General features: G+C 69.8%; 18 protein-coding genes. 11 read left to right on the top strand and 7 right to left on the bottom strand.

The genetic code is table 11. The annotated features are described in order from the left end of the window. The first annotated feature begins 168 nt into the window (after window positions 1-168). Both SMD20_RS33245 and SMD20_RS33250 read left to right on the top strand, forming a co-directional pair. Complete coding sequence (locus SMD20_RS33245) at window positions 169-1,344, top strand: MFS transporter (RefSeq protein WP_329588913.1); 1,176 nt, start codon at window positions 169-171, stop codon at window positions 1,342-1,344. A 107-nt stretch (window positions 1,345-1,451) separates the two neighbouring features. Then, complete coding sequence (locus tag SMD20_RS33250; RefSeq protein ID WP_329588915.1) at window positions 1,452-1,982, top strand: hypothetical protein; 531 nt, start codon at window positions 1,452-1,454, stop codon at window positions 1,980-1,982. A gap of 108 nt (window positions 1,983-2,090) precedes the next feature. Here SMD20_RS33250 and SMD20_RS33255 read toward each other — a convergent pair whose 3' ends face one another. The 3 genes from SMD20_RS33255 to SMD20_RS33265 are packed head-to-tail and all read right to left on the bottom strand — an operon-like array spanning window position 2,091 to window position 4,155. Beyond that, window positions 2,091-2,666 carry a DUF6461 domain-containing protein gene (locus tag SMD20_RS33255; protein WP_329588917.1) on the bottom strand — a complete coding sequence of 192 codons (576 nt, stop codon included), beginning with the start codon at window positions 2,664-2,666 and terminating at the stop codon, window positions 2,091-2,093. A gap of 59 nt (window positions 2,667-2,725) precedes the next feature. Beyond that, complete coding sequence (locus SMD20_RS33260; protein WP_329588919.1) at window positions 2,726-3,469, bottom strand: ABC transporter permease; 744 nt, start codon at window positions 3,467-3,469, stop codon at window positions 2,726-2,728. Continuing rightward, entirely contained in the window at window positions 3,466-4,155 is a 690-nt protein-coding gene (locus SMD20_RS33265) for an ABC transporter ATP-binding protein (protein ID WP_329588921.1), read from the bottom strand. Before SMD20_RS33265 ends, SMD20_RS33260 begins: the two co-directional genes overlap by 4 nt. Before the next feature lie 114 nt (window positions 4,156-4,269). Here SMD20_RS33265 and SMD20_RS33270 point away from each other — a divergent pair, with 114 nt between their 5' ends. Both SMD20_RS33270 and SMD20_RS33275 read left to right on the top strand, forming a co-directional pair. Then, window positions 4,270-5,367, top strand: a complete 1,098-nt coding sequence (locus SMD20_RS33270; RefSeq protein ID WP_329588923.1) for a sensor histidine kinase — start codon at window positions 4,270-4,272, stop codon at window positions 5,365-5,367. Beyond that, window positions 5,364-6,005 (top strand): response regulator transcription factor, encoded by a 642-nt coding sequence (locus SMD20_RS33275; protein WP_329588925.1) that lies wholly within the window; start codon window positions 5,364-5,366, stop codon window positions 6,003-6,005. Before SMD20_RS33270 ends, SMD20_RS33275 begins: the two co-directional genes overlap by 4 nt. A gap of 76 nt (window positions 6,006-6,081) precedes the next feature. Here the strand turns inward: SMD20_RS33275 and SMD20_RS33280 are convergent, their stop codons facing one another. After that, a complete protein-coding gene (locus SMD20_RS33280; protein ID WP_329588926.1) occupies window positions 6,082-7,179 on the bottom strand; it encodes a VLRF1 family aeRF1-type release factor in 1,098 nt (365 codons plus the stop codon). Window positions 7,180-7,787: 608 nt separating this feature from the next. Between SMD20_RS33280 and SMD20_RS33285 the strand changes: the two genes are divergently transcribed. After that, window positions 7,788-8,147 carry a copper chaperone PCu(A)C gene (locus SMD20_RS33285; protein ID WP_329588928.1) on the top strand — a complete coding sequence of 120 codons (360 nt, stop codon included), beginning with the start codon at window positions 7,788-7,790 and terminating at the stop codon, window positions 8,145-8,147. A gap of 88 nt (window positions 8,148-8,235) precedes the next feature. Here the strand turns inward: SMD20_RS33285 and SMD20_RS33290 are convergent, their stop codons facing one another. Next, the gene (locus SMD20_RS33290) at window positions 8,236-8,553 is read right to left on the bottom strand and encodes a hypothetical protein (RefSeq protein ID WP_329588930.1); all 318 of its coding nucleotides are present in this window, start codon (window positions 8,551-8,553) and stop codon (window positions 8,236-8,238) included. A gap of 147 nt (window positions 8,554-8,700) precedes the next feature. Further along, on the bottom strand, window positions 8,701-10,008 hold the full coding sequence (locus SMD20_RS33295) for a ferredoxin reductase family protein (RefSeq protein WP_329588933.1): 1,308 nt from the start codon (window positions 10,006-10,008) through the stop codon (window positions 8,701-8,703). A gap of 436 nt (window positions 10,009-10,444) precedes the next feature. On the opposite strand from SMD20_RS33295, the gene SMD20_RS33300 reads away from it, so the two are divergent. Genes SMD20_RS33300 through SMD20_RS33320 form a run of 5 tightly spaced genes read left to right on the top strand, consistent with a single transcriptional unit; the run spans window position 10,445 to window position 17,091 of the window. Then, window positions 10,445-11,821 carry an ABC transporter substrate-binding protein gene (locus SMD20_RS33300; RefSeq protein WP_329588934.1) on the top strand — a complete coding sequence of 459 codons (1,377 nt, stop codon included), beginning with the start codon at window positions 10,445-10,447 and terminating at the stop codon, window positions 11,819-11,821. Window positions 11,822-11,827: 6 nt separating this feature from the next. Further along, window positions 11,828-12,745, top strand: a complete 918-nt coding sequence (locus tag SMD20_RS33305) for a carbohydrate ABC transporter permease (protein WP_329588936.1) — start codon at window positions 11,828-11,830, stop codon at window positions 12,743-12,745. Beyond that, the gene (locus tag SMD20_RS33310; RefSeq protein ID WP_329588938.1) at window positions 12,742-13,575 is read left to right on the top strand and encodes a carbohydrate ABC transporter permease; all 834 of its coding nucleotides are present in this window, start codon (window positions 12,742-12,744) and stop codon (window positions 13,573-13,575) included. Before SMD20_RS33305 ends, SMD20_RS33310 begins: the two co-directional genes overlap by 4 nt. A 12-nt stretch (window positions 13,576-13,587) precedes the next feature. After that, window positions 13,588-15,060 carry an alpha-N-arabinofuranosidase gene (locus SMD20_RS33315; protein ID WP_329588940.1) on the top strand — a complete coding sequence of 491 codons (1,473 nt, stop codon included), beginning with the start codon at window positions 13,588-13,590 and terminating at the stop codon, window positions 15,058-15,060. Between the two features lie 6 nt (window positions 15,061-15,066). Further along, window positions 15,067-17,091 carry an RICIN domain-containing protein gene (locus SMD20_RS33320; RefSeq protein WP_329588942.1) on the top strand — a complete coding sequence of 675 codons (2,025 nt, stop codon included), beginning with the start codon at window positions 15,067-15,069 and terminating at the stop codon, window positions 17,089-17,091. Window positions 17,092-17,097: 6 nt separating this feature from the next. Here the strand turns inward: SMD20_RS33320 and SMD20_RS33325 are convergent, their stop codons facing one another. Then, the gene (locus SMD20_RS33325; RefSeq protein ID WP_329588944.1) at window positions 17,098-18,153 is read right to left on the bottom strand and encodes a LacI family DNA-binding transcriptional regulator; all 1,056 of its coding nucleotides are present in this window, start codon (window positions 18,151-18,153) and stop codon (window positions 17,098-17,100) included. A 231-nt stretch (window positions 18,154-18,384) separates the two neighbouring features. Between SMD20_RS33325 and arfA the strand changes: the two genes are divergently transcribed. Continuing rightward, window positions 18,385-19,878: an arabinosylfuranosidase ArfA gene (arfA, locus tag SMD20_RS33330; RefSeq protein ID WP_329588946.1), complete on the top strand. Its 1,494-nt coding sequence runs from the start codon at window positions 18,385-18,387 to the stop codon at window positions 19,876-19,878. Window positions 19,879-20,287 lie beyond the last annotated feature (409 nt).

The raw sequence follows: 20,287 nt of genomic DNA on the forward strand, positions 1-20,287 counted from the left end.
CGGACCGAGCGAACGGCCCCCGCCGGTGGTCACCGGCGGGGGCCGCGCTCATCCGCATCAGCCCCGGGCAGGTCGCGCGGCGACGGTTGCGTCCGAAACGTGCCAGTGCTCGCTCCGCCATGGCTGCTTGGCTGGGTGCCTCCACGCGCACCTGTCTGAACGGGAACCATGTCCACCACCACGCTCGCCCGGCCCCGCACGCCCCTCGTCGGCTGGCTCGCGGTCACCTCGCTCATGCTGGGCATCTTCGCCATCGTCACCAGCGAGATCCTGCCCATCGGCCTGCTGACCGCCATCGGCGCCGACTTCGGCATCTCCGACGGCACCACAGGGCTGACGATGACACTGCCCGGCATCGTCGCCGCGGTCGCCGCGCCCGCCGTCACGCTGACCACCGCGCGCCTGGACCGCCGCGTGATGCTGTGCGTCCTCATGGCGGTGCTCGCCGTGGCCGACGTGCTGGCAGCGGTGGCGACCTCCTACTGGGTCATGCTGATCTCCAGGGTGCTCGTCGGCCTCACCATCGGCGGCTTCTGGTCGATCGGGGCCGGGCTGGCCGGCCGCCTCATGCCGCCGCACGCCGTCGGCACCGCCACCGCTGTGATCTTCTCCGCCGTGCCACTGGGCTCCGTGCTCGGCGTACCGGCCGGAACGTTCATCGGCGACCTCGCCGGCTGGCGAACCGCCTTCCTGGTCCTGGCCGTGCTGGCCCTCCTCGTCCTGGCCGCCCTGCTGGTACTGCTGCCGCCACTGCCCGCCCACCAGGTCACCAGCCCCCGCGTCCTGCTCGACCTGCTGCGCACCCGAGGTGCCGCCATCGCCCTGATGGCGACCTTCCTCATCGTCCTGGCCCACTTCGGCACCTACACCTACGTCACGCCCTTCCTCCAGGACGTCACCGGCCTGCCTCCCGCAGCCGTCAGCGCCGTCCTGCTGGCGTACGGCATCGCCGGAATCGCCGGCAACTTCCTGGCCGGCAAGGCCACCGCCACACGCCTGCGAGCCGCTTTCGCGACCTCCGGCTGCCTGATCGCGGCCACCACCCTGCTGCTGCCCTCGGCCGGCGGCACGACCATCGGAGCCGTGGTGCTCCTCATGGTGTGGGGCCTGGCCTACGGAGGCGTGCCCGTCTGCTCGCAGGCATCATTCATCAGCGCCGCCCCGCACGCGCCCGAAGCCGCCACGGTCGTCTTCACCTCCTCCTTCCAGGCGACCTTCGCCCTCGGCGCCTTCCTCGGCGGCCGCGTCGTCGACGCCTTCTCGGTCTCCACCGTCATGATCTGCGGCGGCCTGACCGCACTGCTCATGGCGGTGTCCGTCTGGTCACTCACCAAACCCGGATGACCAAGGTCCTTCGGCGTCGGGCCGTACGGCACTGAGCGCCGGCGGCCGAAACCGATGTGATGGAGGTGCGACAAGGACGACACGAGGCGACGAAAGGGAGGCCCGCCATGGCCACCACCATCGACAAGCCTGTGAGGTACGCCGGCGTGGACACGGCGGAGCGCAGGACCCCGGCCGACTACGTCTGGGCCGCCGCCCGGATCTCGATCGGCTGGGTCTTCCTCTGGGCCTTCCTCGACAAGACCTTCGGCTGGGGCTTCGCCACCCCGGCCGCCAAGGCCTGGATCAACGGCGGCAGCCCGACGACCGGCTTCCTCAAGGGCACCGGCGAGAACGCCCTGGGTGGCTTCTTCTCGGCCCTGGCCGGACAGGTCTGGGTGGACTGGCTGTTCATGGCCGGCCTGGCCGGCGTCGGCCTGGCGCTCGTGCTCGGGATCGGCACCCGCATCGCGGCGGGCGCGGGCACGGCGATGCTGCTGCTGATGTGGGCGGCCGAGCTGCCCCTGACCACCAACCCCTTCATGGACGAGCACATCATCTACGCGATCGTCATCATCGGCCTGGCCCTCGCCGGCGCCGGAACCACGCTCGGACTCGGCAACCTGCCCGTCGTCCGCCGCACGCCGTGGCTCCAGTAGCCGCCCCGGTCACCCGCCCGCCCTGCCCCCTGGGCGGGCGGGTTCTCGTTCATCAGGGACGGTTCGCGGGCCGGGCTGGAGGCCGCCGGTTGGGCGGCGCTCGCCTCCCTACACGTAGGGATGGAGATGTTCCGTCGAGCCGACCAGCGCGGTGCGCGCGTAGGCCGCAGGGGAGAAGCGGACGCCGGTGGCTCGCTCCGCGAGGGCCAGTGCCGCGGCGGTGGGATCGTCGACGAACCCCGGTTCGCCTCCGCCGACGTGCAGCCCGAGGTCGGTGACGTCAGCTTCAAGACGATCGGGCTCGGCGCCCTCCCGATAGCGATAGCTGTAGAGGCTGAAGGTCGTGATCAAGTCGCCGTTCTGGTGAAAGGCGAAGTCGGCCCCCTTGATCGTCGCACAGACCGCGGCGGCCGCCGAGCCCTCGGAGAGGAGCCCGGCACTGTCGTGAACGATGGCGCCCCACCCGTACTCGACCAGGACTGTTCCGCCTTTGGCGCGGTACGCCGCGACGCCGAACCCCTCCCCTCCCAGAGGGCTGCCCGGGACCACGTCGATCCGTCGCAGAGCCTCGTCAGGAGGCACGTCCTGTACGAAGCAGACACAGAGCCAGGTGTCGCCCACGTCGTCCGTGAACTCCTGGTGGAGCCACTCATAAGTGGCTGCGGTCGCCTTGACCATGACCATCGTGCGCCTCTCAAGAAGATGGACGAACGAGGCGATCTTTCCAGGGGAGTCCGACAAGCTCAGGTGACGTCGCGGCGCAGAGTCACCAGCCGGGCCGCGAGGACGGCCGCGGCGACGTAGGCGGCGAACAGCAGTCCCCCGGCCCAGGCCGGCAGGAGCGCTCCGGCCTGCAGGTGCATGCCGCTCAGCGCGCGGGCCGCGCCCGTGGGCAGCCAGCGCCCGACGTCGGGCGCCACCGATGTGAGCAGGTAGTCCCCGTACATGAACCACAGCAGAGCCACGGCCAGCGCCACCACCTGGTTGCGGATGAGCGCGCCGAGCCCCACGCCCAGCAGCGCGTACGCTGTCGTGCTCAGCACCGCGCCGAGCAGGACGAGCGGGACGCCGGGGGTCAGCATCGGCAGCCCGCGCACGGCGAGCAGCGCCGCCCCTGACGCCAGCGTGGCCAGGGCCGACACGCACGCGATGGCCAGCCCGACGAGCCCCCAGGCCACCAGCTTGGCGGTCACCACGCGGCTTCTGACCGGAGTGACGAGGAAGGTCCAGGTGATGGTCTGATGCCGGTATTCGCCGGTCATCGCGAGCACCCCGAGGATCAGCGTGAACACGTATGCCTGCTGGGCCATGGCGTAGACGTTCTCCACCCGCGAAGCCGCGGGCAGTTCGGTGAGGCCGTCGAAGACCAGGGCCTGCAGCGCTGCCCACAGGACGCAGGTGACGGGCGCGATCACAGCGAGGACCGGGCCGGTACGGCCTGCGCGCGCCTTGACCAGCTCGGCACGGACCAGCGGGCTGTGGATCATCGGGTCGCCTCCAGGTAGAGGTGTTCCAGGTCTGTGGAGTCGGGGGTGAGGTCCGCCTGCCGTACCAGCCGGCCGGCCGAGATGATCAGAGCACGGTTGGCGATGCGCTCGATCTCGGCCAGCACGTGCGTGGACACCAGGACGGCCCGCCCTTCGTGCGCGTGGGCGCGCAGGAACCCACGCAGCCATGAGATCCCCTGGGGGTCCAGCCCGTTGGTGGGTTCGTCGAGGATGAGAACCTCCGGGTCGCCGAGCAGCGCGCCGGCGATCGCCAGGCGCTGGCGCATGCCGAGGGAGAAGCCGCCGATCCTGCGATCGGCCGCATGGGTCAGATCGACCTGTTCCAGGACCAGGTCCACGCGGGCCGGGGCCAGGTCGGCGGCCGTGCGCAGCACCTCCAGGTGAGCGCGGGCGGACAGGCCGGGGTGGAAGGCGGTCGCTTCCAGCACCGCGCCGACCTTGGTGATCGGGTTGGCCAGCCGGTCGTACGGCGTGTCCCCGATCAACGCCGTGCCCGAGGTGGGGGCGACCAGCCCGAGGATCATGCGCAGGGTGGTCGTCTTCCCCGCGCCGTTGGGTCCGAGGAAGGCGGTGACCGCGCCCGGTTCGACGGTGAACGACACCTTGTCGACCGCGCGGACCGCGCCGAACGACTTGCTCAGGTCGGTGACGGTGATCGCTGTCATAGGACGCAGCATGGTCGGTGCCGGGCGGGAGATTCATGGCCGCGTGGGTGGATATGACGATCTCCACCGTGGGGTGGATGGTCCCGTCCGCGGGCGGTGGTTACGGTTGCCGGTGTGTCCTTCCTGCGTCGTCCCCTCGTCCGCGTGGTGTTCCGCGCCTTGGTGGTGTCGTACCTGCTGTTCGGGTCGGTGTACGCCGTGGTGGACGCATGGGCGAGGCTCGGCTGGGCGGCCGGCGCCGGGGTGCTGCTGCTCTCCGCGATGACCTTCGCCGCGGGCGTGCGCGGTGCGGTGTTCCCCGGCGCCGGCCGGCTGCTGCTGCCGGCCCTCGCCGGCGGCCTGGCGATGCACGCCGTGTCCCCCTACAGCGGCCTCGCGGTGCTGTACGTGGTCGTCTTCGCCGCGCCGTACCGGCTGCTGCTGAGGTGGGCGGCGGCGTTCGTGGCCGCTGACATCGGCGGGACCGCCCTGGTGTCCCTTCTGCTCCGTCTGCCGGTCGCGGAGACGTTCGGGAACACGATGGGCCTCTGCTACAGCGTGATCCTGGCCTTCCTGCTGCGCCAGCTCACGCTGACCAGGGAGCTGGCCGAGTCGCGGGCCCGCGAGTCCGCCCAGGCCGAGCGCGCCCACCTGGCCAGGGAGATCCACGACATCCTGGCCCACGCCCAGTCCGCGCAGATCGTCCACCTGGAGGGGGCACGGCTGTTGCTGGAGCGCGGCGACGTGCCCACCGCGCTGGATCGGGTCAACCGTGCCGTACGGCTGGCCCGCAGCGGCCTGGAGGAGACCAAACGGGCCGTGGACGCGCTGCGCGGCCAGGACATACGGCTGCTGGAGCTCCTGGAGCGCCTCACTGTGGAGCACCGTTCGGCCGGCGGCGCGCTGTGCGAGGTGGAGGTCAACGGCGACGTCTCCGCCCTGCCCGCCGGCGCCCGCCTGGCGGTGGCCCGTACGGCGCAGGAGGCGCTGACCAACGTACGCAGACACGCGCCCGGCGCGGCGGTCACGGTCACCTTGCGCAATGTCCGCGGCTGGTGCGAGCTGGAGGTCCGCGACGACGGCGGCGCGGCGCCGCCGGCGCCGGACGGCGGAGGTTACGGCCTGGTCGGCATGAGGGAACGCGCCGAACTGCTCGGCGGGTCACTCACCACCGGCCCCGAGGGCGAGGGCTTCCGCGTCCTGCTGCGGCTGCCCGCGGAGGCGGCGTCGTGACCGTACGGGTGCTGGTGGCCGACGACCAGACCGTGGTCAGGGAAGGCCTGGTGCTGCTGCTCGGTCTGCTGCCCGGCGTGGAGGTCGCGGGCACCGCGGCCGACGGCGAGCAGGCGGTACGGCTGGCCGCCGCGGAGCTCCCCGACGTGGTCCTGATGGACCTGCGGATGCCCAGGATGGACGGGGTCGAGGCGACCCGCAGGATCCGCGCCTCCCATCCCGGCATCCAGGTGGTGGTGCTGACGACGTACTCCGACGACGAATCGGTGTTCGCGGCCCTGCGCGCCGGCGCCCGCGGCTACCTGACCAAGGACACCGACCCCGAGACCCTCGCCAAGGCCATCGCCACCGTGTCCGCCGGTCAGGCGCACTTCGATCCCGAGGTGCAGCGGCGGCTGGCCGAGGAGGTCGCCCGGCGGCCCCACCGATCCACCGACCTCCCCGACGGCCTGACCGCGCGCGAGGGCGAGGTGCTCCGGCTGATCGCGGCGGGCAGGTCGAACGCGGAGATCGCCGGTGAGCTGTTCATCTCGGCGGGCACCGTCAAGACCCACATCAACAACCTGTTCGCCAAGGCGGGCCTGCGAGACCGCGCCCAGGCCGTCACCTACGCCTACCGTCACGGCCTGGGAGAGTGAGCTCGGCATCGTCGGTGAGATGTCTCCTGCAGGTGCTCCGGCCGACAACCGCGCTGTTCCTGGTGCATGGGTGGCCTCACCAGCGCAGCATCGCAGCCACTCCGCCCGCCTCGGCGAGCTCCTCCGCCGCTCCGGTCTCCAGCATCGTGACGTCGCCTCCGTACTCGAAGGTGAGCTCGATCATCTCCTCCTTCAGCTCCTCGGGTGTGACGCCCATGAGCTCGGCGTTCCACCGGCCCGCCTCGTCGAGCAGCAGGTGCTCGACTCGGCCCTGCCGCAGCAGGGAGAGGATGTCGTCGAGGCGGACCGCGCCGTTGCCGCCCGACAGGGCCAGGTCCCGGGCGCGTACGGCCAAGGCGGTGTCATTCCTGGCCCGCACCTCGTCGAGAGTGGGGCGGACGAACTCCAGCACCTCCGACGGCGACAGGGCGTGATCGAGCACGGCGTCCACCTCGACGATCTCCGGTCCGGCAGGCAGCGCCTCGGCCAGCACAGAGGTGTCGCGGGGGTCGCCCACCAGCAGCAGCGTCTCCCAGCCCAGCCGCCGGGCCTGCCCGGCCACGTGCGGGGCCGAATCGCGCAGGAACTTGGTCAGGTGCTCCTCGAGGCGCTGGTCGAAACGGTCGGGGTGGATGCCGCCCCGGGAGAGCCCGGGCAGCGTCGGCGACCCCCCTCTGGACCATTCCGCGGTCGCCTTGTTGAAGATGACCGGCTTCAGTTCCTCGGCCAGGCCGTACCGGCTGTCGAACAGCCGCACGCCGTCACGCCCCACCCTGGCCACCCCGGCGGGCTTGTCGGCCTGCACGGCGGTGACGAGCGGCAGCAGGTAGGCGTGCTCCTTGAGGACGGCGAGGTCCCCCACGGGGAGCTGAACCCACTCGGTACGCACCTCGTCACCGGCCACCTGGGCGAACAGGGCACGCCCGATACCGGGACCGGCCGGGTCGAGCAGCTCGGTGATCCGCGGCTCCAGCAGGTCGAGGCGGAGGCCCACGAGCCTGGCCCGCTCCTGGTCGGGGCCCGCGGCCAGCTCCTGGCGCAGCGCGGCGATCTCGTTGCGCAGCCGGGTCCGCCCGGCCTGCGTGCCCGGCTCCATCGTGGTGTAGAGCGACAGCACACCGACCTCGTCGCCGAAGGCCGCCAGCTCGCGTAGATCTGCCTGGTCGAACACCATGCCTCGCTCACCTCCGTAGGCAGGAGCCCGTTGCGCGGGCCCCAGCGTTGGGGGCTCTCCCATTTTACCGAGGCTGCCCATCGTCCCGCCCTGGGCGAGGCCGGCCGACCGCCGACGGCAGCCGGTCGGCCGCCCCCGACCCCGGAAAGGGGCAGGTCGCACATGGCGCGGCGTACCGGGCAGCAGCGCAGTGAGACATCCCCCTGGATGTGGGTACATCGTGCTTGCGGTCAACCCTCTGCAGGCGGCGTTCGCGACAGCGGCCCCAAGTGCGGCCCACCGAACCGGCCTCCGCGGCTCACGGTTCGTCCTGTGCGGCGCCGTGCCCGTCCCACGACGGCACTCGGCGCGGCGAACGAGCTGACCAGAACAGCCGCACATCACAGGGAAAGCGCGATATGAGGACATCACCCAGGAACATGCCGGCCAAGGGATGGCGAGCAACGCTCACCTTCCTGGTGGCGGCCTGTCTGCTGCCGCTGCTCCCGGCCTGCAACCCCGGCCAGCGCCAGTCACCGCTCCCTCAATCCACCCGGAACAGGGAGGGCCTGGTAGACGGGCAGGTCGGCCCGATGCGACTGGTACACGTCCACATCCTGGCTCCGCCCATGGACGAGCAGAAAGCCGGTGACGACCTGGGCCTTTACCTGACCCTGGTCAACGACAGCGACACACCCCAGAAACTCGACGGTGTCAGCACCGTGCACGCCGAACGCGTCGTCTACCGCGCGAGCCCGGGCGCTCCCCAGCAGGCCGTCAACGTGACGATCCCTGCCCGTACCACTCTCTCACTGCAAGAAGGACAGAACCGTCCGCACCTGGAACTCCTCGACATCCACCGCCCGCTCGGCGCCACCCCGATCGACGTCACCTTCCGCTTGTCCACCGGCACGATCACCTTGCGCATCCCGGTCCTGCCGCTGTCACGCGGAGCCGGGTCATCCACCCCCACCGCCAGCCCCAGCTGAGCCGGCGCCCGTCATCGAGGCCCGCGTCCGCCGTCCGGCCTTGTGCAGCGCCGGCGGCGCATCGGAAAGCGACCGGAGAATACAGCCGTTACGAGGTCTCGTCGTCCCGGTAGAAGCTCAAGCCGGCATGTTCGGGGTCGGTGTAGACCTTCACCGTTCCGTCGGGGTATGCCGCGAACGGAAGGACGACGCCGTCCGGACACGGGTGCAGGAACATCAGGGTCGGACCGACGACGACGAACGATCGGGCCATCGGCGTGGCATGCTCGGTGCCGTGCTCGGCACGCCACCGACTGACCCGGTCGGCCGCGCCGGGCTGGTCGGCGACGTTCCGCATCTTCCCGATCAGGTCCTCGACGGCCGGCCGGTCCAGGATTTCGATCTGCAGGTTCGGCGGTTCTCCCATGCGGTGCTCCTTGACTCGGTCGGCGCGGAGGCCGGTCAGTTCTGGATGGCTGCGAAGGCCAGGCAGGCAAGGACCAGAAGCAGCGCAGAGACGACCGTCATCCGGGTCATGTAGAGGTGGCGCACGGTTTCCTCCGGATCAGGCGGCTCAGACCCATGCGAAGCGCTCGGTGTGGATGCGGTCGGCGGGCACGCCGATGGCCAGGGTCGCGGCCTCCATGGCGTCGAGCATCGGGTTGGGGCCGCAGATGAAGAACTGGAAACGCGGATTGACCGACGGTAGATGCCGGCGGAGCGTGCCCGCGTCGATGTAGCCGCTCTCGCCCGTCCAGCCGGGCGGCGGTTGTTCGAGCACGTGCACGACCCGGACGTTCAGCCGGCCGGCGAGCTCGTCGATCTCCTCGCGGAACGGGATGCTGTCCCAGTCACGGTGTGCGGACAACAACACGACCGGCCGCACATCGCCGCGGTCGGCGAGCGTCCGCAACATGCTCAGTGCGGGTACGATGCCGATCCCGCCGGCGATGAGGCAGAAGCCGGCGCCCTCGTACTGGTCGATCGAGAACACCCCGTGCGGGCCGTCGACGTAGACGTTGGTGCCGGGCTGCACGGTGCTGACGCTGGAGGTGAAGTCTCCCAGCGCCTTGATGGCGACGGCGACCGTGCCGTTCGTCTCGGCGCTGGAGGAGAACGAGAAGGGATGCGAGGTGACCGAGAACGGCGACCTGCCGACCGTGATCCAGGCGAATTGGCCGGGCTGGAAACGCAGTCCGTCGTGCCCGTGCGGGCGTAGCACGAGAACCGTGGTGCGGCCACGCTCGGGGATCACCCGTTCGATCACCCATGGACGTCGTCTCAGCCACAGGGGCCGCAGGATCCGTATCCAGAGCAGGAGCCCCACGAACGCCGCCGACATGATCGTCCACAGCACCTGTTTCCACAGGCTGTCGATGTAGTGGTTGACCAGCAGCACGTGAATGAGCGCGGCTGTGACCGCGATCGTCGCCATGACCGCGTGCAGGACCTGCCATACCTCGTAGGCCAACCGCAGCCGTTGTCGCAGCACCGAGGTCACCATGAGGATCAGCAGCGCCAGCACCGACAGCACGGCGAAGCGGGCTCGCCATGGCAGCTCGGTCAGGGAGGAGGCGGCGATCACGCCGGGACCCGACAGCGCCATGTGCGTCAAGACGAACGCCAGTCCGACGTAACCGATCTGCCGGTGGAATTGGATCACGGCATCGGTGCCGAACGGTTCCGCCAGGGTACGGATCCGCGCGACGAGAGCGAACTCGACCCCCATCAGGGCCAGGCCGACGAACCCGAGGGCGACGGAGAAGTCTGTCCAGAAGCCCTGCCCCGGCCGGCTCCCACCTATCAAGGCGAACGCCAGCGGCGCCACGCAGACTCCCAGGAACACGCCGATCCACACGATGCCCTGTGCAGTGGCTCTCATGCCGGACCCCGACGCGGTCCTGGCCCGTACGCAGCGTTCAGCGGAGCCGCCGACACGGGCCATCACCCCGGTTCCGCTCCGCGGACCACATGAAACACCGTCTTGTTGTCGACACCGCTCACACCCCCGCGATGAGCTGCAATGTCACGGTGCGTACCCGCCCGCACCTCACCGAAACGACGGCGCGCATCGGCCATGTGCCCGGCCGATCCGTCGAGGGCGTCAGCCTTCCCACGATCCAGGCCGGCGTCAGTGCGTCAACGTCGCTTGCCCAGGACCGTGCCCGCGCGCCGAAGCCGTGCCGTGGATGGCAACGATAACAATCGATGTTCTTCCATGGAAACACATGCTTGACGCGCCAGAATGGCATCGTTAACAATCGGAGCGACCGGCCGCCCTCGTATCGTCGGCACCTTCCCGGACCCAAGGAGAGATCATGGTCCGCTCGTCTCAACTGGTAGCGCTAACATCGCGCCGTGACGTCCTGCGCGGGCTGGGAGGGCTGGCCGCGGCCGGCACGCTGGCCGCTTGCGGCGTGCCCGTGGAGTCGGACAAACCCGCCGCACTCGGATCCTCGGCCGGCCCGTCGGCCGGGAAGGCCCGCGGCGAGGTCACCCTGTGGATGCGCGACGACGACCTGCTGAAGGTCTTCCGTACGGTGGTCCCGGCCTTCAACAAGGAGTACCCGGACGTCAAGGTCAACCTCAAAGGCGTGGACATCGCCACCAAGCTCCCCCCGGCCCTGGTCAGCGGCACGGGCCTGCCGGACGGCTCGTTCTGGGAGGACGACCAGCTCGGCCAGCACGCCGACCACCTGTACGACCTGACCGCGCTGATGAGCAAGTACCGCTCCGACACGGTGCAGTTCAAGCTCGACGTGCTCACCCACGACAACCGGCTGGTCGGCGTCCCCTGGGACACCGACCCGGGCCTGCTCTACTACAACGAGGAGATACTGACCGCAGCCGGCGTCGATCCCGCCTCGCTGACCGGCTACGACGAGCTGCTGGCCGCCGCCCGTACGATCAAGGACAAGAATCCCAAGGCCCGGCCGATCCCGCTGGAGCAGGACAACACGCTGGGCATGATGTGGTACACGATGTTCCTGAACCAGCAGCAGGGACACGGCCTGGTGGACTCCTCCGGCAACCTGACGCTGGACGGCGAGGCCTCGCGCCGCGCGCTGACCTGGATCAAGACGGTCGTGGACGAAGGGCTGGGAGCGCGGCAGAAGTTCGCGAGCACCGCCCAGATCACCATGCTCGACGAGGGCGTCATCTCGCTGGTCCCATGGGCGCAATGGTTCATCTTCATCCCGCAGTCGGGGCTGAAGAAGACGACCGGCAAGTGGCGCGTGACCAACCTGCCCGCCTGGTCGGCCGGTGGCGCGCACAGCGGGCTGATGGGCGGCAGCTCCTTCGTCATCCCCGACAAGGCCAAGAACCCCGAGCTGGCCTGGCTGTTCTACGAGTTCGCCGTCTACCGGCCCGAGGGCTACCGGACGGTGTTCTCCAAGAACGCGGTCTACCCGACCGGGCTCAACACGGTGGTCCCCTCGGTGAAGTCGGCGCTCGACCCGGCCAAGCCCCTGGTGGACAGGCTGCCGCAGCTCGGCGGCGTGGACAACTGGGCGATCAGCACCAAGGCGGCGCTGGACATCCCGCCCGGCTACACCGCCCCCACCTGGTACGGCCAGGCCGCCAAATACCTGGGCGCCAACATCCAGCGCCTGATGGACGGCAAGATGTCGGTGGACGACGTGATCGCGCAGTCCACGGCCGACATCAAGAAGAACCTGATCGACAGGAACTGAGCGGCCGTGTCCACACTGACGGCCGAGCGGCGGGCATCCGCCGTCCGCACCCACCGGACCCGGCGCGGGCCGCGTACGGGATGGCGGGGCCTGCTGCTGGTCTCCCCATTCCTGGTGTTCTTCGCGGCCTTCACCGCCTACCCGCTCTACTACGCCTTCCAGCTCAGCTTCCTGGACTGGCACGGCGGCGCGACGTTCCGGTGGGCGGGCCTCGGCAACTACTCCTACCTGCTGACGAACGCCGACTTCTGGGCGGCGTTGGGCAATACGGCACTCATCTGGCTGCTGATCGTGCCGCTGCAGACCATCGGCGCGATCGCCGCGGCGGGAGCGCTGTCACGGGCCGGGCTCCGTTTCAAGGGGCTGCTGCGCACGGCGGTGATCATCCCGTACGTGACCCCGCTCGCGGCCATGGCCCAGGCGTTCATCCTGATCTTCGACCGGGACTACGGCGTGGTCAACCACCTGCTCGGGCTGGCCGGGCTGCCGCCGGTCGAGTGGCTGACCTCGACGGAGTGGTCCAAGGTGACGATCGCGCTGCTGGTGCTCTGGAAGTCCAGCGGGTTCGCGCTGATCGTCATGCTGGCCGCCATCCAGGGCATCCCCGGCGAGGTCTACGAGGCCACCGCGCTGGACGGGGCCGGGCCGCTGACCACCTTCTGGAGGATCACCGTGCCGCTGATGCGTCACGCCATCGCGTTCTTCGTGGTCATCTCGACGCTGGGCATCTCTCAGATGTTCCTGGAGCCGTACGTGATGACGGACGGAGGGCCGTACAACAGCAGCACCACCAGCGGGCTGTACCTGTTCCAGCACATCGGGGCCTCCGACCTCGGCACCGGGGCGGCCAACACGTTCCTGCTGGTCGTCATGGTGCTGGCGCTGTCGGTCGCGGCGGTGCGCCTGTTCAGGGAGTCGAAGTGAGGCTCGCGCGCCGCGGCGGCGGGTACCTGCTGCTGGCGGCGGCCGTCGTGGTCTTCCTCTATCCGATCTGGTGGATGGTCGTCTCGGCGTTCAAGCCGGGGGCGAGCATCCTGAACGATCCGCTGGGCGCGGGGCCGTTCACCCTGGACAACTTCACGGCCATGTTCGAGGTGGTGCCGATCGGCCAGGCGCTGGGCAACACGGCCCTGGTCGTGGCGGCCAAGAGCGCGCTGACGATGATCCTGTGCCCGCTGGCCGGGTACGGCTTCGCCAAGTACAGCTTCCGCTTCAAGGAGGCGCTGTTCGGGCTGGTGCTGCTGACGCTGATGCTGCCCGTGCTGTCGCTGGTCATCCCGCTGCTGCTGGAGATGAAGCAGCTCGGGTGGATCAACACCTACCAGGCTCTGGTGCTGCCGGGCGCGGTGGACGCCTTCAGCGTCTTCTACATGCGTCAGGTGATCAGCCAGGTGCCGGACGAGCTGCTGGACGCCGCTGCCATCGACGGCGCGAAGGTGCTGCGGACGTTCTGGTCGGTGGTGGTGCCGGTGATCCGGCCCGGGCTCGCGGCGCTGGCCGTGCTGACCTTCTTCAACATCTACAACGACCTCGTCTGGCCGATCGTGGCGGTCAACGACGAGAGCAGGCAGACCGTCTCGGTGCTGCTGGCCAACCTCGCCACGAACGTCACCGGCGCCCAGACCGCCAGCGGCTTCGAGCTGTGGGGCCAGCTCATGGCCGCCTGCACGATCGCCACCGTCCCCACCGTCGTCGTCTTCCTGCTGGTCCAGCGCCATTTCATCAAGGGCCTGCTGGCCGGCAGCAGCAAATAGACAGGAGTCGTCTTGCTCACCGCTGACATCACGCTCAGCACCTCCTTTCATCGCGGGCCTCTGGACCGCCGCCTGTTCGGGTCGTTCGTCGAGCACATGGGCCGATGCGTCTACACCGGCATCTACGAGCCAGGCCATCCCAAGGCCGACGAGCACGGCTTCCGAACCGACGTCGCCGACCTGGTACGCGAGCTCGGCGTCACGCTGGTGCGCTACCCCGGCGGCAACTTCGTCTCCGGCTACCGCTGGGAGGACGGCATCGGCCCGGTGGCCTCGCGGCCGCGGACGTTCGAGCCCGCCTGGCGCGGGATCGAGCCGAACGAGGTCGGCACCGACGAGTTCCTGGGCTGGGCCGCGCGTACCGGGCTGAGCCCGATGATGGCGGTGAACCTGGGCACGCGCGGCATCCAGGAGGCCGCCGACCTGGTCGAATACTGCAACAGGCCGGTCGGTACCCGCTGGTCCGACCTGCGCCGTGCCAACGGCAGGGCCGAGCCGTACGGGGTGCCGCTGTGGTGCCTCGGCAACGAGATGGACGGCCCGTGGCAGATCGGCCACACCAGCGCCACCCGGTACGGCGCGCTCGCCCGCGAGGCCGGAAAGGCCATGAAACTCGTCGATCCCGGAATCGAGCTGGTGGTCTGCGGGAGCAGCAACCGGGAGATGCCGACGTTCGGCTACTGGGAGGCCGAGGTCCTGGAGCAGGCCTACGACGTGGCCGACTATCTGTCCCTGCACGCCTACTACCTCAACGACGGTGAGCGGGCCGGGTACCTGGGCTCGGGCGCGGCGCTGGAGGCGTTCATCGGCGACGTCGTGGCCACGGCCGACGCGGTCGGCGCCCGGCTGGGCAGCAGGAAGCGCATCAACCTGTCCTGCGACGAGTGGAACGTGTGGACCCGCGACCCCTACGTGGACCTGACCGCCCGCGAACCGGACGTGGCGGCGCCGATCACCGAGCACGTCTACACCCCGCTGGACGCCGTCGTGACCGGCGACCTGCTGGTGGCGCTGCTCAACCACTCCGACCGCGTCCGCATCGGCTGCCTGTCGCTGCTGGTCAACGTGAGCGCGCCGATCCTGACCGAGCCCGGGGGCGCGGCCCGCAGGCAGACGATCTTCTACCCGGCCGCGCTCACCGCCCAGCTCGCCCGCGGGGTGAGCCTGCACACCCGGGTGTCCGCCCCAGAGATCGCGACCGTGCGCCACGGCGACGTGCCCGCCGTGGCCGCCGCCGCCACGTACGACGAGAATTCCGGCGAACTCGCCCTGTTCATCACCAACCGCGGCGACGTGCCCGCGCGGGTGCGGTTGCGCCACATCGGGCCCGGCACGCTGGCCGTCCAGGACGCCTGGACGCTCGCCGCGGGCAGCAGCGGCCTGCCCCTCCCCTTCACCCAGCACGTCAACGACGACGACGGCGGGATCGTCCTGCACCTGCCCGCCGAATCCTGGACTGCCCTCAAGAGCCGTCGAAAGGACTGACCCCCCATGAGGCGCTTACCCCTGCTCGCCCTCCTCTTACTCGCCCTGCTGCTCCCCGCCGTCCCGGCCCAGGCGGTGACGACCGGCAACGGTTCCCTGGTCTACTCACCGCCCGCAGGAAGCTCCTTCGACCCGGCGGGCACCACGTACGCGAAGATCATCTCTCTGAAGAGCGACGGTACCCTGCTCGTCACCTACGACCAGCTCGTCTACGTGAACGGCGTGCAGGTCTACCCGATCTACCGCAGCACCGACGGCGGCGCCACCTGGACGCACCTGTCGGACGTGGTGCCCAGCCAGACCTTCCCCTCGCTCACCCTGACCTCCCAGCCCTTCCTGTACGAGCTGCCGCGCCAGGTCGGCTCCCTGGCCGCCGGCACCGTCGTCCTCGCCGGCATGATCATGCCCGCCGACCGTTCCAGCAGCAGGATCGTTCTGTACAAGAGCACGAACAAGGGCGCCACCTGGACCTACCACAGCACCGTGGACACCGGCGGCCCCGCCGTCTACGACCCGAGCCCCACCTCCACCACCAGCACCGTCTGGGAGCCCTCGCTCAACCTCGACCCCTCCGGCAACCTCGTCTGCTACTACTCCGACGAACGCCAGAAGTCGGCGGGCATCCTGCAGGCCGTCGTCTACCGCCGCTCCACCGACGGCGGCGCGACCTGGGGGCCCGTCACCAACGTGGCCGCCGTCGGCAACAGCAGCGACCGCCCCGGCATGATCACCGTCACCAGGCTCCCGAACGGCAAGTACCTGGCCGCCTACGAGGTCGTGAACCGGCCCAGCCAGAGCCTCAACACCGCCGTCAACTACTTCAAGATCTCCGACGACGGACTGACCTGGCCGAGCGGCCTCGGCACCCCCATCAAGCTGGCCGACGGGCGGGGCATGGGCTCCTCGCCGTTCGTACGCTGGGTGCCCGCCGGAGGCCCGAACGGCATGGTCGTCGTCTCCTCCAAGTGGGGCCTGGACAGCGCCGGGAACATCAACGGCGGCCAGGACTTCTTCGTCAACCACAACCTCGGCCAGGGGCCTTGGGAGCGGCTGCCGTACGCGGTCACCTACGACGCCTCCGACACCCAGGGCGGCTTCTTCTCGGGCTTCGCGCAGGGCTTCGACACCAGCCCCGACGGCCTGACCCTGTACCAGGCGACCAACGTCGAGAACACCACGACCCACTACAACGACATCCGCGTCGGGACCATCCCGCTCAACGCCGACCATTACGAGGCCGAACGCGCCACCCGTAACAACACCTCGCTCGTCACCCACGCCGACGCCTCCAACGGGTCGAAGGTCGGCAACATCAACTACTCCGACAGCTACGTGCAGTTCGACGTCAAGGTGCCCGCCGCGGGGACGTACACGATCAACGTCCGCTACGACAACGGCACCGGCGCGACCAGCGGCCACGCGGTCAGCGTCAACGGCGGCAGCGCCTTCACCCTCTCCTATCCGCCGACCGTGGACTGGGGGCGGTTCCGCTGGGTGCAGTTCAGCAGGTCGCTGAACGCGGGCGCGAACACGATCAGGTTCACCTACAGCGGCACGTACGCCGAACTGGACGCGATCGACGTCTATCGGCCGGGCGTGGCCGTGGGCGGGGAGTTCAAGCTGGTGAACCGGAGCAGCGGCAAGTACCTGGAGATCCTTTCGGCGCTGACCGCCGACGGCGCGGGCGCCGGGCAGTGGGGCGACACCGACCATCCCACCCAGATCTGGCGCGTCGCCGGGAGCGGCCCCTACACCTTCACCAACAAGAACAGCGGCAAGCTGCTGGAGATCCCCTCGGCCTCGACCGCTGACGGCACCCAGGCCGTCCAGCGGGGACCCACCGGCCATGCCACCCAGACCTGGCAGCTCAACCCGACCGACTCCGGCTACTCCAAGGTGCCGAACGCCAACAGCGGCAAGCTCCTGGAGATCTACCAGAACTCCGCGGCCGACGGCGCCGTCGCCGACCAGTGGGGCGACACCGGCTGCGCCTGCCAGCAGTGGAGGCTCGTCAAGGAGGGCATCCAGTAGCCGTCGTCACGGCGCTGGTGCGGTGCTCGCGCGCCGTACCAGCGTCGGGACCACGAACGGCACCGCCACGTCCGCCACGGCCGCATCCTGGCTGTCGCCCGCGTCATCGTCCTGCCCGTCGATCAGCCGCAGCAGCGTCTCCACCGAGCGCCGGCCCACCTCCTCGTGATCCGGCCTGACCGTGGTCAGCGGCGGGATCAGGTATCCCGCCTCGGGAATGTCGTCGAACCCTACGACGCTCACGTCCTCCGGCACCCTGATCCCGCGTTCGTTGAAGGCCCGCAGCAGCCCGAGCGCCATGTGGTCGTTGGCGGCGAACACCGCCGTCACGCCCTGGCCCTCGGCCAGCTCCAGTCCCGCCTGATAGCCGGACTCCGCACTCCAGTCTCCCGGCACGACCTGGGGCGCCGGATGGCCCGCCCGCTCCAGCGTCGCCCGCCACGCCTCGATGCGCGTCTGGGCGTCCATGCGCTCGCGCGGCCCGGAGACGTGCCACACCGTCGAATGCCCCAGCCGCAGCAGGTGCTCGACCGCCATGCGCACGCCTTCGGCCTGGTCGATGCGTACGGTCGGCACCGAGTCGTCGGGCGCGGCCTCGACCGCGACGGCGGGCAGCCCCTTGGGCAGGCTGAGCAGCGCGCTGGTGGCCGCGGTCTGCGAGGCGAACACGGTGATCACCCCTGCCACCGTATGGCTGGTCAGATCGGCCATCGCCTCGACGATGCTGCCGCGGTCGAAGCTTTCCGGGGTGGCGATCGTGACCCCGTAACCCGCGGCGCGGGCCGCCCGGCCGATGCCCAGCAACGTGGAGGCCGGGCCGAACAGCACCGAGTCGAAGCTGATCACGCCGATCGTGTGCGCCTGCCTGCGGACCAACCCGCGGGCCATCAGGTTGGGCCGGTAGTCGAGCTGCCGGATCGCCTCCAGCACCCGGCTGCGCGTCTCCTCGCGTACGTTGGGGCGTTCGTTGAGTACGCGCGAGACCGTCTGCGGGGACACCCCCGCCAGCCGCGCGACATCACCGATCACCGCGGGACGCCCGCCCCGCCGGACACCTGCCACCTGACCCCTCTTCCCCGTGACCGACCGTCACTGAGAACGATATCAGCGCGCCGAAGCCTTCTCCTGACCAGCACCAGGTCGCCTCCCATGCGTACGTCTTGTCGCTAAATCTGCTATGTAGCGACAACGCCACCGCCAAAGAACCACTGAATCCCCGATTACAGGCTTGACCGCTCAAATGGCAACGTTAACAATTGTCGGACCAGCACCCCGAATACTTGGAGTTCACCCGTGCACACGGCACACCTCACGATCGATCCCGCCTTCAAGGTCGCTCCGGTCAGCAGGCGCACCTTCGGCACGTTCGTCGAGCACCTGGGCCGGTGCGTCTACACCGGCATCTACGAGCCCGGCCACCCCACCGCCGACGAGGACGGCTTCCGCCGCGACGTGCTACACCTGGCCCGCGAGCTGGGCATCTCCACCGTGCGCTACCCAGGCGGGAACTTCGTCTCCGGCTACCGCTGGGAAGACGGCATCGGCCCGCGCGAACAGCGCCCCCGCCGCCTGGACCTGGCCTGGCACAGCACGGAGACCAACGAGGTCGGCGTGGACGAATTCCTGCGCTGGTGCACCAAGGCCGAAGTCGAGCCCATGATGGCCGTCAACCTCGGCACCCGCGGCATCGAAGCCGCCTTGGACCTGCTGGAATACTGCAACCACCCCTCCGGCACCACCCTGTCCGACCGGCGCGTCGCCAACGGTGCCAAGCAGCCCTACGACATCCGCATGTGGTGCCTGGGCAACGAGATGGACGGTCCCTGGCAGACCGGCCACAAGACCGCCCGCGAATACGGCCGGCTGGCCGCCGAGACCGCCCGCGCCATGCGCGCCCTGGACCCCGGCCTGGAACTCATCGCCTGCGGCAGCTCCAGCTCCGCCATGCCCACCTTCGGCAGCTGGGAGGCCACCGTCCTGCAGGAGACCTACGACCTGGTCGACTACATCTCCTGCCACGCCTACTACGAGGAAAAGGACGGCGACCTGGCCGGCTTCCTGGCCTGCGCCACCGACATGGAGTACTTCATCTCCTCCGTGACCGCCACCGCCGACCACATCGGCGCCACACTCAAATCCCGCAAGAAGATCAACATCTCCTTCGACGAATGGAACATCTGGTACCTGTCCCGCCACCAGAACGCCACCCCGCCGCGAGACTGGCCGACCGCCCCCCGCCTGCTGGAAGACCACTACCACCTGGCCGACGCCGTCGCCTTCGGCGGCCTGCTCATCACCCTGCTACGCCACAGCGACCGCGTCACCGCCGCCAGCCTGGCCCAGCTCGTCAACGTCATCGCCCCGATCATGACCGAACCCGGCGGCCCCGCCTGGCGCCAGACCACCTTCCACCCCTTCGCCCAAACCTCACGACTGGCCGCAGGCGACGTCCTGCGCATCGAGCCCGTCTCTCCGACCTACGAGACCGCCGACTACGGCGACGTCCCCCTCCTGCACGCCGTCGCAACCCACACCGAGGGCGAGGCCACCACCCTGTTCGCGATCAACCGCGCCACCGACGCCCCGCTGTCCCTGCGGATCGACGCCCGCGCACTCGGCGGCGCCCGCATCGTCCAGTGCACCACGCTCACCGATCCGGACGTCTACGCTCGCAACACCGCCGACGCCCCCGACCGGATCGCCCCCCGCCTCAACCCCGACATCCAGCACGACCCCCTCACCGTCCTGCTGCCCCCGGTCTCCTGGAACGTGATCCAGCTGGCCTGACAGCGACGATGGAGATGAGCGCTTCCCGTCAGGGTTGCCCGGCTGGTGCGTGCCGCCCTGCCCCCGGCCGACCCGGTCGGCCGGGTGCTGGGCACCGAGCAGTTCCCCGCAACGCCGGCCGGATACACCGGAGCCGGGCTCACCCGTCTGCTGCAGGCCGAGCACATCGACCTGGCAGCCGGATTGGTGTCGCAGCCGCTGTCCGGAAGTGGACGCCGCCGCAACTTAGAACCTGTTCGAGGGTGGTTGCCAGGGCCCATGGACGGGCGGACACTAAGGCGTTCGGCGGCACCTCGACCCCTCTCCGCTTCGGTGCTGGTCGGCTGCGAAGGAGAACCACTCTCGTTGCGCTCGCCACGTGTTCACGCTGATCATCTTCCGGTGCCGCGGTGAAACACCTGGCCGATGT

The sequence above is a fragment of the Nonomuraea sp. LP-02 genome (genome assembly GCF_036289125.1).
GTDB classification, from domain to species: domain Bacteria; phylum Actinomycetota; class Actinomycetes; order Streptosporangiales; family Streptosporangiaceae; genus Nonomuraea; species Nonomuraea bangladeshensis.

Excerpts from the sequence above, each read along its gene's own strand:
- SMD20_RS33245 (WP_329588913.1), top strand. The coding sequence starts at position 169 with ATGTCCACCACCACGCTCGCCCGGCCCCGCACGCCCCTCGTCGGCTGG.
- SMD20_RS33250 (WP_329588915.1), top strand. The coding sequence starts at position 1,452 with ATGGCCACCACCATCGACAAGCCTGTGAGGTACGCCGGCGTGGACACG.
- SMD20_RS33255 (WP_329588917.1), bottom strand. The coding sequence starts at position 2,666 with ATGGTCATGGTCAAGGCGACCGCAGCCACTTATGAGTGGCTCCACCAG.
- SMD20_RS33260 (WP_329588919.1), bottom strand. The coding sequence starts at position 3,469 with ATGATCCACAGCCCGCTGGTCCGTGCCGAGCTGGTCAAGGCGCGCGCA.
- SMD20_RS33265 (WP_329588921.1), bottom strand. The coding sequence starts at position 4,155 with ATGACAGCGATCACCGTCACCGACCTGAGCAAGTCGTTCGGCGCGGTC.
- SMD20_RS33280 (WP_329588926.1), bottom strand. The coding sequence starts at position 7,179 with ATGGTGTTCGACCAGGCAGATCTACGCGAGCTGGCGGCCTTCGGCGAC.
- SMD20_RS33285 (WP_329588928.1), top strand. The coding sequence starts at position 7,788 with ATGGACGAGCAGAAAGCCGGTGACGACCTGGGCCTTTACCTGACCCTG.
- SMD20_RS33290 (WP_329588930.1), bottom strand. The coding sequence starts at position 8,553 with ATGGGAGAACCGCCGAACCTGCAGATCGAAATCCTGGACCGGCCGGCC.
- SMD20_RS33295 (WP_329588933.1), bottom strand. The coding sequence starts at position 10,008 with ATGAGAGCCACTGCACAGGGCATCGTGTGGATCGGCGTGTTCCTGGGA.
- SMD20_RS33300 (WP_329588934.1), top strand. The coding sequence starts at position 10,445 with ATGGTCCGCTCGTCTCAACTGGTAGCGCTAACATCGCGCCGTGACGTC.
- SMD20_RS33320 (WP_329588942.1), top strand. The coding sequence starts at position 15,067 with ATGAGGCGCTTACCCCTGCTCGCCCTCCTCTTACTCGCCCTGCTGCTC.